This is a genomic window from Hylemonella gracilis ATCC 19624, assembly GCF_000211835.1.
Taxonomy (GTDB): domain Bacteria; phylum Pseudomonadota; class Gammaproteobacteria; order Burkholderiales; family Burkholderiaceae_C; genus Hylemonella; species Hylemonella gracilis.
In genome coordinates this window covers 1-16,037 of sequence record NZ_AEGR01000109.1, presented here as the reverse complement: position 1 = coordinate 16,037, position 16,037 = coordinate 1, and the positions used below count along the sequence as shown (strand labels likewise).

15 protein-coding genes are annotated in these 16,037 nt (G+C 67.2%); 9 read left to right on the top strand and 6 right to left on the bottom strand.

Going from position 1 to position 16,037, the window contains the following annotated elements; translation table 11 throughout:
• The first annotated feature begins 73 nt into the window (after positions 1-73).
• Together HGR_RS15970 and xdhC are read left to right on the top strand one after the other, a co-directional pair.
• A complete protein-coding gene (locus tag HGR_RS15970; RefSeq protein WP_006299413.1) occupies positions 74-742 on the top strand; it encodes a thiol:disulfide interchange protein DsbA/DsbL in 669 nt (222 codons plus the stop codon).
• A gap of 119 nt (positions 743-861) precedes the next feature.
• The gene (gene xdhC / locus HGR_RS15965; RefSeq protein ID WP_006299412.1) at positions 862-1,746 is read left to right on the top strand and encodes a xanthine dehydrogenase accessory protein XdhC; all 885 of its coding nucleotides are present in this window, start codon (positions 862-864) and stop codon (positions 1,744-1,746) included.
• 37 nt (positions 1,747-1,783) lie between these two features.
• Here xdhC and lpoB read toward each other — a convergent pair whose 3' ends face one another.
• The 3 genes from lpoB to HGR_RS15950 are packed head-to-tail and all read right to left on the bottom strand — an operon-like array spanning position 1,784 to position 4,238.
• Complete coding sequence (lpoB, locus tag HGR_RS15960) at positions 1,784-2,416, bottom strand: penicillin-binding protein activator LpoB (protein WP_006299411.1); 633 nt, start codon at positions 2,414-2,416, stop codon at positions 1,784-1,786.
• Between the two features lie 8 nt (positions 2,417-2,424).
• On the bottom strand, positions 2,425-2,832 hold the full coding sequence (locus tag HGR_RS16920; protein ID WP_006299410.1) for a YcfL family protein: 408 nt from the start codon (positions 2,830-2,832) through the stop codon (positions 2,425-2,427).
• A gap of 11 nt (positions 2,833-2,843) precedes the next feature.
• Positions 2,844-4,238: a COG3014 family protein gene (locus tag HGR_RS15950; RefSeq protein ID WP_006299409.1), complete on the bottom strand. Its 1,395-nt coding sequence runs from the start codon at positions 4,236-4,238 to the stop codon at positions 2,844-2,846.
• Between the two features lie 245 nt (positions 4,239-4,483).
• Here HGR_RS15950 and HGR_RS15945 point away from each other — a divergent pair, with 245 nt between their 5' ends.
• From HGR_RS15945 to HGR_RS15920, 6 genes are all read left to right on the top strand, one after another.
• Entirely contained in the window at positions 4,484-5,029 is a 546-nt protein-coding gene (locus HGR_RS15945; protein ID WP_006299408.1) for a DUF6622 family protein, read from the top strand.
• 54 nt (positions 5,030-5,083) lie between these two features.
• A complete protein-coding gene (locus HGR_RS15940; protein ID WP_006299407.1) occupies positions 5,084-5,377 on the top strand; it encodes a 2TM domain-containing protein in 294 nt (97 codons plus the stop codon).
• On the top strand, positions 5,374-6,432 hold the full coding sequence (locus tag HGR_RS15935) for an alpha/beta hydrolase family protein (RefSeq protein WP_006299406.1): 1,059 nt from the start codon (positions 5,374-5,376) through the stop codon (positions 6,430-6,432). Before HGR_RS15940 ends, HGR_RS15935 begins: the two co-directional genes overlap by 4 nt.
• Positions 6,433-6,463: 31 nt before the next feature.
• A complete protein-coding gene (locus HGR_RS15930) occupies positions 6,464-6,754 on the top strand; it encodes a 2TM domain-containing protein (protein ID WP_006299405.1) in 291 nt (96 codons plus the stop codon).
• The gene (locus HGR_RS15925; RefSeq protein ID WP_006299404.1) at positions 6,751-7,818 is read left to right on the top strand and encodes a sensor histidine kinase; all 1,068 of its coding nucleotides are present in this window, start codon (positions 6,751-6,753) and stop codon (positions 7,816-7,818) included. Before HGR_RS15930 ends, HGR_RS15925 begins: the two co-directional genes overlap by 4 nt.
• Positions 7,819-7,882: 64 nt before the next feature.
• Positions 7,883-8,683, top strand: a complete 801-nt coding sequence (locus HGR_RS15920) for a LytR/AlgR family response regulator transcription factor (RefSeq protein ID WP_006299403.1) — start codon at positions 7,883-7,885, stop codon at positions 8,681-8,683.
• A 56-nt stretch (positions 8,684-8,739) separates the two neighbouring features.
• Here the strand turns inward: HGR_RS15920 and HGR_RS15915 are convergent, their stop codons facing one another.
• The 3 genes from HGR_RS15915 to xdhA all read right to left on the bottom strand — a co-directional run bounded on the left by HGR_RS15915 (position 8,740) and on the right by xdhA (position 14,339).
• A complete protein-coding gene (locus HGR_RS15915; protein ID WP_006299402.1) occupies positions 8,740-10,152 on the bottom strand; it encodes a hypothetical protein in 1,413 nt (470 codons plus the stop codon).
• 165 nt (positions 10,153-10,317) lie between these two features.
• The gene (xdhB, locus tag HGR_RS15910) at positions 10,318-12,750 is read right to left on the bottom strand and encodes a xanthine dehydrogenase molybdopterin binding subunit (RefSeq protein ID WP_006299401.1); all 2,433 of its coding nucleotides are present in this window, start codon (positions 12,748-12,750) and stop codon (positions 10,318-10,320) included.
• On the bottom strand, positions 12,747-14,339 hold the full coding sequence (xdhA, locus tag HGR_RS15905; protein ID WP_006299400.1) for a xanthine dehydrogenase small subunit: 1,593 nt from the start codon (positions 14,337-14,339) through the stop codon (positions 12,747-12,749). Before xdhA ends, xdhB begins: the two co-directional genes overlap by 4 nt.
• Positions 14,340-14,469: 130 nt before the next feature.
• Here xdhA and HGR_RS15900 point away from each other — a divergent pair.
• The coding region (locus HGR_RS15900) for an ABC transporter ATP-binding protein (protein ID WP_006299399.1) at positions 14,470-16,037 on the top strand (1,568 nt) is incomplete at its 3' end.

Below are 16,037 nucleotides of genomic sequence, written 5' to 3'. Positions count from 1 at the left end.
CGCTCGCCTCAGTCCACGCGCCCAGTCCGCGCCTTAACCCGCCAACCCCATTGCGACCAGGAGTCCCCTCACCATGCAACGCCGTGAATTCAACCGCGCCTTGACCGCCGCTGGCCTGGGCAGTGCCGTCGCTTTGCCGGCCACGTTTCCACTGAACGCCGCGGCCCAGGGTCCGGGTTTCGAGAGCGGCCGTGACTACCTGCCGCTCAAGCAGCCCGCGCCCGTGGAAACGCCCGCGGGTCAGGTTGAGGTGGTTGAATTCTTCTCGTACTACTGCCCGCACTGCAACGCCTTCGAGCCCACGTTGGAGGCCTGGAGCCGCCGCCTGCCCAAGGACGTGGTGCTGCGCCGCGTGCCCGTGGCCTTCGTGGGTCCGCGCCCGGAAACTCGCCAGCGGCTGTATTACGCGCTGGAGGCCCTGGGCCAGTTGAACCAGCTGCATGCCAAGGTGTTCCGCGCCGTGCATGTGGACCGCCAGCGCCTCGAAGATCCCGCCGGCATGGCCGACTGGCTCGCGACCCAGGGCGTGGACAAGAAGCAGTTCACCGACGCCTACAACTCCTTCAGCGTCGCGGCCAAGGTCGGGCGGGCCAATCAACTGGTCAGCGCTTACCAGGTGGATGGTGTGCCGGCCTTGGGCGTCGCCGGCCGTTACTACACCGATGCCTCGCTCACCCGCAGCATGGAGCGCTCGCTCCAGGTGGTCGATTACTTGGCCGGCGAGGTCAAGAAGGGCCGCTGACGCGGCCCGTGCCCGAGGCGGGTGCGCCAATGTCATCGTCATTCAGCCGTGGCGGGGTGACCTGGGTTCTCGCGTGCCCCGTAGCCGCCTCGCGGCGGATCTGACCGGCGGCACCGCGCATGGCCACGGTCTTGAATGACGCCGCAGTGCGGGTGCGCATCGTGCGCACCGAGGGCTCAGCCCCGCGCGAAGTGGGCGCCTGGATGTTGGTCGAGCCAGTCCCCTCCGCTGCCCTGGCACGTGAGCTGAAGGTGCCGAAGGACGGCCCGCTGATCAACACCAAGGTGACGGGCACCATCGGCGGGGGACACCTGGAATTCGAGGCCATCGCCCACGCCCAGGCCTTGCTGTCCGGCCAGACCGCGCTTTCTGAACTTGACCAGCGCAAGGCATTGGGCCCCAGTCTGGGTCAATGCTGCGGGGGGGTGGTTTGGCTGCGGTACGACGTGTTGGACGCCAGCGAGGCGCAGGCCCTGGCCGCTGGACCGCGCACCGACGCCGTGTCCGCCTTGCCGGTGGCCCTCTTCGGCGGTGGCCATGTGGGGCAAGCCTTGGCCCGCTTGCTCGCGGATCTGCCTTTCGCCTTGCACTGGATCGACAGCCGGGAAGGCATCTTTCCAGCCGACATCCTGGCGAGCACCGGGCGCTTGCGCTGTGAACATTCGGAGCCCGTGCAGGCCGCCGTGGGCGATCTGACGCCAGGCAGCGCCGTGCTGATCATGAGCTTCAGCCACGCGGAAGACCTGGACATCCTGGCTGCCTGCTTGACGCGCGCGCGGCGTCAGAACGATCTGCCCTACATCGGTTTGATTGGCAGCCGCAGCAAGTGGGCGACCTTCCGACACCGTTTGGAGGCACGTGGATTTGGCGAACAAGACTTCGCCCGCGTGACCTGCCCCATCGGGGTGCAGGGCATCGCGGGCGAATTCCGCAAGCAGCCTGAGGTGATCGCGGTCGCGGTCGCCGCGCAACTCCTGCAACTGCCTGCGCAGGGGCCGCGCTGAGCGCGCGCCCCGGACCGGGGGCGCGCTCAGGGGAGGATCAACCGCCGAACAAGCTCTTCGTGCGGGTCTTGCGGATTTCCTTCTCGCTCTGGAACTCCACGATGCCGCTCTCGATGTTGGACAGCTTGAGCGTGAACTTGTAGTAGATGTCCTTGGTCGAGCCGGCCGACTTGGTGATCGAGGCCAGGTTGCCGTAGAGCATGAACTTCGCGCCCAGTTGGCGACCCATCTGCGCTGCCTTGGTTTCATCCACCAGGCCGCTGTTCTTCTGGTAGTCCAGTTGCTTCTGCACCGCATCCATGCGGGTCATGTCCACGAAGCGGAAGCGGCGGGAGTTCAGCAGCTTGGTCGAGATGGTGTCGGTGATCGACTCGGTGTCGATGTGCTCGACGGTCTTGTTCTTGATGCTCTCGATGAAGAGGATCGGGCGCTCACCATTGGGCGCGATGTCGCGCATCGCGGGCGAGGAGAGCAGGTCGTCCACCATCTTCTCGGCGATCATCTGCAGATCGCTGGAGCCGAAGTCGGTGTTCACGGTTTCCACGCCGGTGGCGTCGCCGTACTGAACCTTGGAGGCGCAGCCAGACAGGCCGAGCAGGCCCAGCGCTGCGGCGGCCAGCAAGACCGTGGACGTGGAGGTTTTGATCGTGTGGGAAAGGCTGTGGTTCATGTGAAGTCTCACTTCTTGATTTCCTGCGGTTCGCGGATCTGGATCTGGAAACGGCGGGCGCGGTCAAACGGTGCCGTGCCGGTGACGGTCATGCGGTCCTTGCCGGACAGCTTGGCGGGCCGCCAGGGACGGTCGGTCTCGTCGAGCGGCACGCCTTCGGTGTCGAGCCAGACAAACTTGTATTCGAACTTCAGGTCCTTGCTGGTGTCGTTCTTCAGAACGGCGCGGGCTTGGGGCAAGCCGCCTTCGACCAGCGAGAGGGAGGTCTTTTCGACTTCGATGTCGTCCTCGAACGCGCCACCGCGGTAGTCGATCAAGGAGGACGAGCTGCAAGCGGCCAGCACCAGGCTCAGGAGCAGGGGCACGCCGAGGCGCGCGGCGCCCGCGGGGGTGAGGTAGGACAAGACTTGTTTCATGAGGAACTCCATCACAGAGGATAAACCCGGCTGTAGATACTACCCGGCAAAACGGTCAGGTGCAGCAAGGTCGGCTTGCCCTTGCGAATCTGTACCGTGATCGGTGCCTGCCCCGGCCGGTTAGGCAGGGCAATTTGGTGTTCGCCTTCGGCGAGGGACAGACGCATCACCTGCGCGCTGCCTGGCAGGGTAAGCCAGGAACGTAGGTCGGCCTGGTCGGTGGCCACGGTGAACAGCATCGTCGCGAGGCCCAGTATCAAGGCCTCGTCGCTTTTCTGGCTCTTGCGCGCGGCATTGCGTTGCAGTTCCTGCTTGGCGATCAAGCGCAGGAAGGAGTGCACCAGCAGATCCCACACTTCGTCCTTGAGCGTGCGCACGGCCAGCGCGCGCGTGTCGGTCAACAGCTGGGTCTGGTGCGTGACACCGTTCACGGCCAGGGAATAGGCTTGCGGCGCCGGTACCGAGCGGTACACAGGGAAGCTGACGTAGTTGGCCGTGTTGACGGTGTAGACCGGGATGGTCACGGGCTGCTTGACCGGTGCCAACCCTTCTTCCAAATAGACCACCAGTTCACCCTCGCCCTCGGCCGGGGCGACCGCTGCCGCCGTGGTCGGTAGCTTGAGCTGCTGGGCCAGCTTCTTGGCATCGTCCATGCCGGACCGCAGGCCCGTGCGCACCACGTCTTTTTGCAGGTAGGGGTTGTCGGGTGCGATTTCGAGCGCCTTGCGGTAGTCAATGTAGGCGTCGTTGGTCTGGCCCGTGGCCTCGTAGATCAGGGCCGACAGGTAGAAGGTGGCCGCGTTTTGGAAACTGGACTTGACGCGGCCGGCCGCGAGGTCCATCTCGTTGAAGAACTTGTCGTAGTTTTCGGGGTTGAGCCCCTTGGACCGGGCGTCCCGTTCGGATTTTTCCCGCGCTTCGTCGACCGCGTCCGCCTTCTTGGCCAGCGCCTCCACCTGCACGAGGTTGGCCCTGCGCACTTCCACCAGCGCACCTTGCACGTCGCCCTTGGCCAGGTAATTCAGGGCTTGGTACTGGTGGACAAACACCCGTTCATAGGTGCGCCCCTGGTAAGGCCGAGCGTTGTCGTTGCTGTAGAGGCTGAGCCCCGAGGCCGCCAGGGCCGAGGCCGAAATGGTGGCGCGTTCGTCCTGGGCCTGGAAGCGCGCGATGGCGGCGTCGAAATCGGTCTTGCTGCCATCGGTGCGACCTTCCAGCTGCTGGATGCGCGCGCGCTCTAGCAGGTAGAGCATGCCGTCGGCACTTTGGGTCTTGCTGCCGATGGCTTTGACACCGTTTTCGGGTTTACCCGTATCCAGGGCTTGCCGGTAGGCCTGCGCCGTGTTGGGGTAGGGGATGAAGATCGAACTGCCCGCGCAGCCCGCGAGCAAGCTGGCCAGCAGCACGAGGGGAAGGAGCCTCCCGCGCCAGCGGGTGGCCGGTGTCTCCCCTACTGAATCTGAATCACGTCCCTGAATGCTTTTTTCTCGCATGTGCACCATTGTGCAATATCAGGGGCACCGCACCTCCCTCACCTTCCGCACCGCGTGGGCTGCATTTCACTCCTCGCTTTCCGCGTTTGGTCACAGTCCGTTTGTATTCCCGCAGCTGGCGCTGCACAGTGCCGCCATCAACCCACCAGGAGTACGTCATGCTGATTCAACTGCTCTCTCAACACCCTGAAGCCTTGCCATCGGTCGTTAGCGCCACGCCGGGCTGGGTTTGGGGCATTGCTGCTGGCCTGGCTGTCCTCGGCGCCAGTCAACTTAAGGATCGCCAGGCCAGTCTGGCCCGCGTTTCCGTGACCCCGTTGGCCATGACGGCGTTCTCCATCTGGGGCACGGTGTCTGCCTTCGGCGCGTCCACCCTGCTGGCCGAGGCCCTGGCGGTCTGGATCGTGACCGCCCTCGCGGTCTTTGCCGTCGTGGCGCGCTTGCCGGCACGAGCGCGCTATGACGCTTCCACCCGCACTTATGCCATTCCCGGCAGCGTGGTGCCCCTGCTGCTCATGCTGGGCATCTTCTTGGTCAAGTATGGGGTGGGTGTGGACCGTGCCATGGCCCCGCAGCTCATGAACGAGTCGTCCTATGCGCTGACCGTCGCCGTACTGTATGGCGCCTTCACCGGGCTGTTCGTCGGTCGTGCTGCCCGGCTCTGGAAATTGGCCCTGAGGAGCCGGCCCATCCTCGCCGCCTGAGTTCGACGGGTCACCTCATCTTTCCCTTCCATGCTCGTCTCCAGGAGAAGCACCATGCGATTCCATGACACTGAAACGCACGACCTCGAACGCCGGGCCCGCCGCCGCGCCGGCGCCAAGCTCGGTTGGTACATCCACGCCACCGTCTACGTTGCCGTCAACCTGTTGCTGATGATCTTGTCGGCGCAGAGCCCGCGCGGCTGGGCCATCTATCCCGCGATGGGCTGGGGCATCGGTCTCGCGATCCACGGCGCGGTGGTGTTCGTGCTCACCAGCGGCGTGCACGAGCGTCTGGTGCAGCGGGAGCGTCGCCGGCTGCAGGCGCAGCGCGGAGGCACGCCCTCATGAGCTTCCCATCCTGGCGCCGAGTGCGAGGCATCCTGCCCGGTCTCGCTGTCCTCACGGCCATCGCGGCGCAAACCCAACTCCACGCCCAAGCCCAAGTGGGCCTGCGTGAGTTGCCCGGCCTGTCGGGCGACGGGCCGGTCACGGTCTTTTACCCCAGCGATGCACCGGCCCAAGCCACGGTGCGCGGGCCCTTCACCTTGCACGTCGCTCCCGATGTCGTGCCGGTGCGTGGCAATGGCCGGCTGGTGGTGCTCTCGCATGGCTCTGGTGGTTCGCCCTGGATCTACAGCGACTTCGCGATCCGACTGGTCCGTGCGGGTTTTGTCGTCGCGCTGCCCGAACACAAAGGGGACAACTGGCACGACCACGGCATGATCGGTCCTCCGTCCTGGAAGCGGCGTCCGCACGAGGTGTCCCGCGCCATCGACGCCGTGGGCGCCGATCCGCAGCTGGCCCCGCTGGTGCGGCTGGATCGCGTGGGCATGTGGGGCATGTCCGCGGGCGGGCACACCGCGCTCGCGCTGGCGGGCGGGCGCTGGTCGCCTTCCGCGTTGCGCGCGCACTGCGAGGCCCACATCGACGATGATTTCACAGCCTGCGTGGGTCTGACGCTGGAACTCAAAGGCAACTGGGCCGATGGCATGAAGAAATCGGTGGCGCGTTTCTTCATCGGCTTCTTGCTGGACGACACGCAGTGGTACGGTCATACCGATCCGCGCATCGCGGCCACCGTGGCCGAAGTGCCTTTTGCCGCGGACTTCGACCCAGCTTCCCTGGCGCGGCCCGCCGTGCCGCTGGGCTTGGTGCGCAATGGCCAGGACGCTTGGCTCAAGCCTGTGTATCACGTTGAGCCGGTGTTGAAAGCCTGCGTCTCTTGCACACTGGTGGTCGACTTGCCGATGGCTGGGCATGGCTCGCTCATCTCTCCGCAAGTCCCAGATCTGAGCGGCCAAGTGGCGCGCTTGCTGGCCGATCCGCCCGGTTTTGACCGCGCTCAAGTGCCCCAGGCCCACGAGCGCATCATTCAATACTTGGTTAACCATTTGCTGCCCTAGAACCTGGTTTCCAAAACCTAGAATCGCCACGATGTCCACCCCTCTCAGCCCCGAACAGATTGAACGACTCGCTCGCCGCCGCGCCGGCGCCAAGCTGGGCTGGTACGTCCATGTTGGCGTCTACCTGCTGTTCAACGGCGCCTTCTTTGTCCTCTCCGAGTTGGGCGTGGGTCATCGGCATTGGAGCATCTACCCCGCGCTGGGCTGGGGCCTGGGCGTGGTGCTGCATGGCATCGCCGTGTTCGTGCTGGGTGGCGGCAGTGGCGTGCGCGAGCGTTTGATCGAGCACGAGCGTGAGCGCCTGCGGCGCACCGGTCGATGAGGGGGATCGATCCGGTCGCGAAACTGCGGCACCTGTTGCAGGTGCTGGCTTTCTGCCTGGCGATCGCGACCATTCAATACGCCTTTCTGCCTGAACGCGGCTATGGCGCGCAACTCGTCTATTCCTTGTGCGTTGGCCTCATCACCTGGGCCTGCGTCGATTTTCCGCGTCATCTCTTGCCTTCGTCCGCCGAGACCGGCTGGCCCAAGGGGCTGGCGGGCGTGGCGCTGGTGGCCACGGCCATCGCGATCGGCTACTTCGCTGGCACGGCGCTGGGGGACATCCTTTGCAGGACGCTCGGCTTGCACACGGGGCCGCGGCCCGACCCCGTGGTGCTGGCGCGCCAGTCGGTGCTGATCACCGCCCTGGCCGGCATCGCGGGCAGCTACTACTTCTACAACGCGGGGCGACGCAGCCACCTCGAACGCAGGATGGGTGAGGTGCAACGGCATGCCAACGAGGCACGCTTGAAGCTGCTGGAAACACAGCTGGAGCCGCACATGCTGTTCAACACGCTGGCCAATTTGCGCGCGCTGATCGCGCTCGATCCGCCGCGCGCCCAGCAAATGCTGGACCACATGATCGCCTACCTGCGCGCGACGCTGGACGCTTCCCGCGCCACCACCCATGCCTTGCAGTTCGAATTCGACCGCCTGCGCGACTACCTCGCTTTGATGGCGATCCGCATGGGGCCGCGCCTGAGCTACGAGCTGGTGCTGCCGCCGGAACTGGCCGCACAGGCGGTGCCGCCCTTGCTGTTGCAGCCCATCGTGGAAAACAGCATCCGGCATGGGCTGGAGCCCCAGGTGCGAGGCGGACGCATCGAAGTGCGGGCGAGCCGGGAGAGCGCGTGGCTGGTGCTGGAGGTCAGCGACAGCGGCGTCGGACAGACTGAGGCGGCACAAGGTGCTGCTGGTGGTCCTGACGGTGGAAGCGGCGGCTTTGGGCTCGCGCAAGTGCGCGAGCGCCTGGCAACTCAGTATGGCGAGTCGGCCCGGTATGAATTCGAGAGTGCCCCAGGCATGGGCGCACGCACCCGGATCACCTTGCCTCTGAGTGCATGAATCGGCGCATGAATCAGCACAAGAGTCCGCCCAAGAGTCCACGCATCACAACCCGTACCACCCCATGACCCGGCCCACCGCCCTGATCGCCGAAGACGAACCCCTGCTGGCGCAGGCGCTGCAAGCGGAACTGGCCCGGGCCTGGCCCGAGCTGTCCATCGTGTCCATCGTGGGCGATGGCGCGGCGGCGGTTCAGGCCGCCTTGCTGCACCGTCCCGATGTGCTGTTCTTCGACATCCGCATGCCGGGCCAGGGTGGCCTGGAGGCCGCAGCCGACCTGGCCGAGGCCTGGCCACTGGAATGGCCTTTCCCGGCGCTGGTGTTCGTCACCGCCTACGACCAGTACGCCGTGCAGGCCTTCGACGCGCAGGCGGTCGACTACGTGCTCAAGCCGGTTCAGCCTGAGCGTTTGCGCAAGACGGTGGAGAGGGTGCGCGGTCTGCTGGCTCGGCGCGCCACACTGCCGATGGACGCCACGCTGGAACAGCTGCGCCAGTTGCTGGCCTCCAGCTCGTCGGTGCCGGCGGGTGCCGCGCAGGCGCCGCTCAAGGTGATCCAGGCCAGCGTGGGCAACTCTCTGCGCCTGGTGCCGGTGGAGGACGTGGTCTATGTCGAGGCCGCGGACAAGTACCTGCGCGTCGTGACCGAGGCGGGCGAGGTACTGATCCGCACGCCGCTCAAAGAGTTGCTGCCGCAGCTGGACCCTGCTGTCTTCTGGCAAGTGCACCGTGGTACCGTGGTGCGCGCCACCGCGATCGAGAGTGTGTTGCGCGATGAGGCGGGCAAACTGTCCCTGGCCTTGAAGACGCGACCGGAAAAATTACCGGTCAGCCGCCTTTACGCGCAGTTGTTCAAGGCCATGTGAGCACCGCTTGCGCTTCGGTGTCGGGCCGCACAGGTGCGCGCCAGGCCTCGAATCATTCAGTACGTCAGTTCCAGCACCGACACATGGCCCGCCGCCGCGGGCCAGACACGGCCCGCGAGCCGCTCGCCGTTGAACTCGGCCGTGATCGCGCGGTCGGCCGCGTTGTCCAGGCGCAGGCGTGAACTGGACACACCCGCGCCCGCGGGCGGAACGCCCGGCGGCGGAGTCCGCCCATCGAAGCGCAGGGTGTCGCGCTGGGCGTCGAAGTAGCCACGCGGGCGCGTGAAGATCACCAGCGCCTGAGCCTCTTTGTCGGCAGCAGCCGTCACGCGTTCAGGGCGCAGATTGAGGATGCTGCTGGAACGCGGGAAGGGGCTACGGTAGAAGTGTGTGGTGGCGTATCCCGTGGCCTTGAGTTCGAATTCATGGGTCACACCGGCGCGGGGGCTGAACGGCCCCCAGCGCCCGTCGGGTCCGGTCTTGCGGGTGTAGACCGGCGCACCCAGACGCTGGCCCGTGGCGGCATCGGTTTCGTAGATGCTCAGCTCAGCGCCCGCAAGCGGCAGGTTGTTCACATAGTCACCGCTGGCGGGGTCATTGGGGTTCAAGCCCAGGCCGGTGACGACACCGCTGAGTGCCACCTGGGCCTCGGGCACGATGTCCACCTTGGGCGCGCGGCCGGTCAGGAACTCGAAGGCCGCTGCGAACGCCGTGGGCGCAAACGACGTTTCCCGATGGTCCAGGCCCGCGATGACCACGTTGCGCGCGCCCATCAGCTCGGGGCCGTCGTAGCCCACGTTCGTTGGCGTGCCCTTGGCGCCGATCCAGAGGCCGTCCGGTTGCGCGTACTTGTCGTTCTTGTCGCTGCGCACGGTCATCCAGCGCACCGGGCTCGTGACCTCGTCGCCGTTGGCGTTCTTGGGCGCGTTCAGGCCTTTGAGAAATGCACCCGTGCCCGAGAACTCGCTGCCTTCGTTGTAGCCCTGGATGGCCCAGACGCCGTGGTTGGGCGTGCCGCCCAGGACCGCGTGCGAGACCGTGGCGGCGCCGCCATTCTGGATGTAGTTGCGGATGGCGTAACCGCCGCGTGAATTGCCCATCAGCACCACCTGCGAGGCACCGTTGCTGCGCAGCACCCGCTCGACTTCGCCCTTCAGATAGGCCATGTGCTCGGCGGTCCCGCTGCGGCCCGGCTGGGCCTTGCTGTCGTTGTCGCGCGCCAGCGGGTAAGGCAGCTCGATGACATGCAGGCGCTCGCGCGGCCAACCGTTGGATTCAAAGCGCCAGAGCGTGGTCAGCCACAGCGCGGCGCTGTCGCCGTTGCCGTGCACGAAGACGATGGGCGGGTAAGTCGCGGAGGAGTCTGACATGGAGGACTTGGCGCTGGGCGCGGCGCAGCCGGTAAGCAGGCTCAGGGCCGTGGCCAGCATGAGGGCCGCGGCGGTGACGGCACGGCGTGTGAACAGCATGGGACGCTCCTGGTAACGAGGCGGGTCCGCGATGGTATGCGCCGCATTTGACCGTTGGATGTCGCGCAGTTGACGAGTTTCCTCAGGTGTTTGTCCCAGGTTCTCCGCATGCCCGTCCGCGCTAGCACTTGGATGGGTTGGGACAGCGTGTCGCGACGGGGCCGCTCAGGCACGCAGTGCCTTGAACACGCGCTCGGGCGTCGCCGGGGCATCGATGGGCACCTGGGCATGCTGGTCTGAGCGGGCGGAGTCGCCGTCCGGTCGCGCCATGGGCTGGCCCCGTGACGCATGGCGAGCCGCCGCGATCGCATCGCGGATCGCTTCCCACACGCTGATGGCCAGCATGAAGGGCGGTTCGCCCACGGCCTTGCTGCCATGCACATTGTCTTCGCGGTTGGCCTCGGGCCAGAAGTCCACGCGCCAGCGCGGTGGCAGGTCCCCAGTGGCGGGGATCTTGTAGGTGCTGGGCGCGTGCGTGGCCAGTTTGCCGCTCTGGTCCCACACCAGTTCCTCGCTCGTGAGCCATCCCATGCCCTGAATGAAGCCGCCTTCCACCTGGCCCAAGTCAATGGCCGGGTTGATGCTGCGGCCTACGTCGTGCAGGATGTCCACGGCCAGCACGCGGGTCTCGCCGGTGTGGGTGTCGATGGCGACCTCGCTGCACGCGGCGCCATAGGCGAAGTAATAAAAGGGACGGCCGGTCAACGTGGTCTTGTCGTAGTGGATCTTGGGCGTGCGGTAGAAACCGTCGCTCCAAAGCTGGATGCGGTTGGCGTAAGCCACCTTGACCACCTCGCGGAAATCGCGCGTCGACGGCTGACCGTCACGGCCCGGGCCCAAGACCCGCCCACCCATGAAACGGATCTCGCCCGCGCCGCAATGGTCCAGCCCGGCGACGAAGGCCGCCAGGTTGTCGCGCACCTGCCTCGCGGCGAACTGCGCGGCGCGGCCGTTGAGGTCGGTGCCGCTGGACGCCGCCGTGGCGCTGGCGTTGGGCACGCGCGCGGTGTCGCTGGCCGAGAGCCGCACCCAGTCGTTCGGCACGCCCAGTTCGTCGGCCACGATCTGCCCGATCTTGGTGTGCAGACCCTGGCCCATCTCGGTGCCGCCGTGGTTGACCAGCACGCTGCCGTCCGCGTAGACATGCACCAGCGCGCCGGCCTGGTTGAAGAGCGTGGCGGTGAAGCTGATGCCGAACTTCACGGGCGTGAGCGCCAGGCCTTTCTTGATCACCGCGTGCGTGCGGTTCCACGTGGCGATCTCGGCGCGGCGCTCGCGGTAGCGCGAGGTCCTGGCCAGCTCGTCCATCAGGGGCTGCAGGATGTTGTCTTCCACGCGCATCTGGTAGTGCGTGGTGTCGCGGCGCTGCACAGGCTCGGTCGCGTTGCGCGGCGGGATGACTTCGTCGCTGTACAGATTGCGCAGCCGCACGTCCAGCGCGTCCAGCCCGAGGTGGCGCGCGATGTCGCCCAGGATGGTCTCGATGGCGATCACGCCCTGCGGCCCGCCGAAGCCGCGAAAGGCCGTGTGGCTCTGGGTGTTCGTCTTGCAGCGGTAGCTGCGGATGCACACGTCGCTGAGGTAATAGGCGTTGTCGCTGTGGAAGATGGCGCGGTCGGCCACGGGGCCGGAGAGATCAGCGGAGAAGCCGCAGTTCACCAGCATGGTGAGCTTGAGCGCCGTGAGGCGCCCGCTGCCGTCAAAGCCCGCTTCGTAGTCGTAGGCGAAGGGATGGCGCTTGCCGGTGACCATGAAATCATCGTCTCGGTCCAGCCGCAGCTTGACCGGCGCGCCCGTCTTGCGCGCGGCCAGCGCGGTCCAGACGGCGAGGTGCCCGGCCTGGGTTTCCTTGCCGCCGAAACCCCCGCCCATGCGGCGGCAGACCACCTGCACGTCGTGGCCGTCGAGGCCCAGCGCATGCGCCACCCAGTGCTGCACCTCGCCGGGGTGCTGGCTGCTGCTGTGGATCAGCCATTGCCGGCGGCCGCGCTCGCCCTCCTGCGGCTGGGCGTAGGCGATTTGGCCTTCGAGGTAGAAATGCTCCTGGCCACCGACCTCGAAGCGACCGCTCAGGCGGTGCTCGGCCTGGGCCAGGGCTTCGTCGGGTGCGCCGCGCTGCACGGTCACGGGCGGCAGCACATAGCTTTGCTGCGCGTGCGCGGTGCGCGCGTCCAGCACGGCGGGCAGGGCCTCGATGCGGCTGGCCAATTGCTGTTGAATAGCGCGGGCCGCGCGGCGGGCCTGCATCACGGTGCGGGCCACCACCAGGCCCACGACTTGGCCGACGTGTTGCACGGTGTCGACGGCGAAGATGGGCTCGTCGTGCGCGGGGGTTGCCAGGTAGCGGTCACCGGGGATGTCTGCCGCCAGCACCACGTCGACCACGCCGGGCATGGCCAGCGCGGCTTGGGGGTCGATGCCGCGCAAACGCCCATGCGCGATGGGCGACAGGATGGGCGCGGCGTGCAGCGTGCCGCGCAGCTCGGGCAGGTCATCAATGTAGGGCGCCAGGCCCTGCACCTGCAGGCGCGCGCTCTCGTGGACCAGCGATTGGCCGCTAGCGGTGACCTGGAGGTTCAGCATGTCGTGGGCGCTCATGACAGATCCTCCAGGCGCACGGGCTCGCTGACCTCGAATTCCTCCCAGTAGCGCAGCGGCAGTTGCGCCAGCAGGCCGCGCCGGTAGTCGGCGCTGGCGCGCATGTCGGAGATCGGGGCGAATTCCTGGGTCAGCACCTGAGCGGCTTGTTCCAGGCTGGCCCGCGACCAGGGCTGGCCTTCCAGGGCAGCTTCCGTTTGCCAAGCGCGCGCCGGCGTGGCCGCCACCCCGCCCGCGCCGATGCGGGCTTGTGTGATCAGGCCGTCCCGCACGCTCAGGTTCAGCGCCAGGCAGACGGCGGAGATGTCGTCGTCTTGCCGCTTGGAAATCTTGTAGACCTTGAGATATTCAGCCCCCACGCTCGGCGCGGCGCTCGTTGCGCCAGCGGTAGGCAAGGGCACCTTGATCCAGGCCAGCAATTCATCCGCCGCGAGTTGGTTCTTGCGGTAGCCGGTATAGAAACTTTCGAGCGGCAGTTCGCGGGACACGAGGCGGCCCTGGCGCGCAGCCATCAGCACGAGGCTGGCGCCCAGCGCGATCAGCAAGGGCATGGAGTCGCCGATGGGTGAGCCGTTGGCGACGTTGCCGCCCAGGGTGCCCGAGTTGCGCACCGGCAGGCCCGCGAAGCGCTCGGCGAACTTGCGCAGTTGCGGCCGGTCGGCCACCAGCGCGGCGTAGGCGTCTTGCAGGGGCACGGCCGCGCCGATGGCGATGTGATGGGGGTAACGCTCGATGCGACGCAGCTCGGCGGCGCGTGTCACGTCCAGAACCCGTTCGAATTGCCGATGCTGCTTGGTCACCCACAGGCCCACGTCTGTCGTGCCCGCGACGATCTGCGCCAGGGGAACCGCGGCGCGCGCGGCCAGCAGCTCGGCCAGCGTGGCGGGGGCGAGGTAGTCCGGGTTCGACCCCGGGTCCAGGGCCGGTTCCGTCGGGATCGACTGCAGCTGCCGCAGCACCGCCGCCTCGTCCACCCGCACGCGCGGCAGCTCGGCCATGCGCTGTGCCGCGTCGAGGATGGGGCGGTAGCCCGTGCAGCGGCAGAGGTTGCCCGAGAGGTCGGCCTGGGCGGTCGCGCGATCCATCGCCGCGCCCTTCAGCACCTTGCCTTGGTACATGCCGAACAGGCTCATCACGAAACCCGGGGTGCAGAAGCCGCACTGGCTGCCGTGGCAGTCCACCATGGCCTGCTGGCAAGGGTGCAGGGCAGGGCGGTCTTGCCCAGGTGCCGGTGCAGACGCTGGTGCGGGCTCTGATGCAGATGCCGGTTGAGATGCAGCCTTGGGCCGGGCCGCAGTCGCCACCGGCACCATGCCGGTCGTCAAATCGTCGGCGGTCCAGACCGCCTGGCCCTGCACAGAATGCGCCAGGCGGATGCAGCTGTTGATGGCGCGGTAGCGCAGCGTGCCGTTGTCGGTCTCGCCCAGCACCACGGTGCAGGCCCCGCAGTCGCCCTCGCCGCAGCCTTCCTTGACGGCGGTGCACTGCAGGTCTTCGCGCAGCACTTCCAGCAGGGTGCGGCTGGGGGGGACGTCGCTCAGGCGGACGATGTCGCCGCGATGGACGAACTGCAGAACGGGGTGTTTCATGGCGGGGACGGGATGCAAGCCTCGTACCATACCAGCCTTCCCGAGCCTTGCGCAGCCCGCCGCCACCCCTGCGGCTGCGTCTGAATTGGCACAGATATCGCTTAAGCTAAGGCCTCTTTTCACCGACGTCATGCCGCTGCCTCCGCCTCCCCGTCTTGAACTCCAGGGCATCACCAAGCGCTATCCCGCCGTGGTGGCCAACGACGGTGTGTCGCTCACCGTGCAGCCGGGTGAAATCCACGCCTTGCTGGGCGAGAACGGCGCGGGCAAGTCCACGCTGATGAAGATCGTCTACGGCGCGGTGCAGGCCGACGAGGGCGAGGTCCGCTACAACGGCCAGCCGGTGCGCATCCGCAATCCGCAGGAGGCGCGTGCCCTGGGCATCAGCATGGTGTTCCAGCACTTCAGCCTGTTCGACACCTTGAGCGTGGCGGAAAACGTCTGGATCGGCCTGGACAAGCGCCAGACCTTGGCCGAGGTGACGGCCCGCATCCGCGAGAAAGCGGCCGAATACGGGCTCGAGATCGACCCTCAGCGCCCGGTGCACACGCTCTCGGTGGGCGAGATGCAGCGGGTGGAAATCATCCGCGCGCTGTTGGGCGAACCGCAGTTGCTCATCCTCGACGAGCCGACCTCGGTGCTGACACCCCAGGCGGTGGAGCGCCTCTTCGTCGTGCTGCGCCAGTTGTCGGCGCAGGGCTGCAGCATCCTCTACATCAGCCACAAGCTGCACGAAATCCGCGCCCTGTGCACCGCCTGCACGGTGCTGCGCGGGGGCAAGGTTACGGGCGTATGCGACCCGCGCCAGGAGAGCAATGCCTCGCTGAGCCGCATGATGATCGGCGCGGAGCCGCCCGCACTTGAGCACCGTGCGCGCGTGCCCGGCGAGGTGGTGCTGCGCGTGTCGGGCCTGAGCTTGCCGCGCGAAGACCAATTCGGCGTCGACTTGGACGGCGTGGGTTTCGAGCTGCGCGCGGGCGAGGTGCTGGGCATCGCGGGGGTGTCGGGCAATGGCCAGAAGGAGTTGCTGTACGCGCTGTCCGGTGAAGACCGTCGCGCCGTGCCGCACGCCATTCAGATCTTCGGCCGCGCCGCAGGTGCCTTGGGACCGGACAAGCGCCGTGGGCTGGGCTTGCATTTCGTGCCCGAGGAACGGCTGGGACGGGGCGCGGTGCCCGTGCTCAGCCTGGCGGACAACCTGCCGCTCACCCGCCGCGAACACGTCAGGGGGGGCTGGTTGCGCCATGGCGCGCTGCGCGCCCAGGCGGCCTCGGTGATCGCGCGCTTCAAGGTGAAGGCCGGTGGTCCTCATGGTGGCGCGGGTGCTGCCGCCAAGTCGCTGTCGGGCGGCAATCTGCAGAAATTCATTGTCGGACGCGAGATTGACGCGGCCCCGAAATTGCTGATCGTCTCGCAACCGACTTGGGGCGTGGATGTCGGCGCGGCGGCGCAGATCCGCGCGGAGCTGCTGGCCTTGCGTGACGCGGGGTGCGCGGTGCTGGTGGTCAGCGAGGAGCTGGACGAGCTGTTCGAAATCTGCGACCGCCTGGTCGTCATCGCGCAGGGGCGCCTGAGCCCCGGCCTGCCGACCGCGCAGGCCACGCGGGAGCAGATCGGCGAATGGATGTCGGGGCTGTGGCCGGAAAATAAGGCCCCCACGCTCCCCGCTGCGCGAGGTTCGCTGCCCCCCGAGGGGGC

Coding starts and splice junctions, on each gene's coding strand:
- HGR_RS15970 (WP_006299413.1), top strand. CDS start 74: ATGCAACGCCGTGAATTCAACCGCGCCTTGACCGCCGCTGGCCTGGGC.
- xdhC (WP_006299412.1), top strand. CDS start 862: ATGGCCACGGTCTTGAATGACGCCGCAGTGCGGGTGCGCATCGTGCGC.
- lpoB (WP_006299411.1), bottom strand. CDS start 2,416: ATGAACCACAGCCTTTCCCACACGATCAAAACCTCCACGTCCACGGTC.
- HGR_RS16920 (WP_006299410.1), bottom strand. CDS start 2,832: ATGAAACAAGTCTTGTCCTACCTCACCCCCGCGGGCGCCGCGCGCCTC.
- HGR_RS15945 (WP_006299408.1), top strand. CDS start 4,484: ATGCTGATTCAACTGCTCTCTCAACACCCTGAAGCCTTGCCATCGGTC.
- HGR_RS15940 (WP_006299407.1), top strand. CDS start 5,084: ATGCGATTCCATGACACTGAAACGCACGACCTCGAACGCCGGGCCCGC.
- HGR_RS15935 (WP_006299406.1), top strand. CDS start 5,374: ATGAGCTTCCCATCCTGGCGCCGAGTGCGAGGCATCCTGCCCGGTCTC.
- HGR_RS15930 (WP_006299405.1), top strand. CDS start 6,464: ATGTCCACCCCTCTCAGCCCCGAACAGATTGAACGACTCGCTCGCCGC.
- HGR_RS15925 (WP_006299404.1), top strand. CDS start 6,751: ATGAGGGGGATCGATCCGGTCGCGAAACTGCGGCACCTGTTGCAGGTG.
- HGR_RS15920 (WP_006299403.1), top strand. CDS start 7,883: ATGACCCGGCCCACCGCCCTGATCGCCGAAGACGAACCCCTGCTGGCG.
- HGR_RS15915 (WP_006299402.1), bottom strand. CDS start 10,152: ATGCTGTTCACACGCCGTGCCGTCACCGCCGCGGCCCTCATGCTGGCC.
- xdhB (WP_006299401.1), bottom strand. CDS start 12,750: ATGAGCGCCCACGACATGCTGAACCTCCAGGTCACCGCTAGCGGCCAA.
- xdhA (WP_006299400.1), bottom strand. CDS start 14,339: ATGAAACACCCCGTTCTGCAGTTCGTCCATCGCGGCGACATCGTCCGC.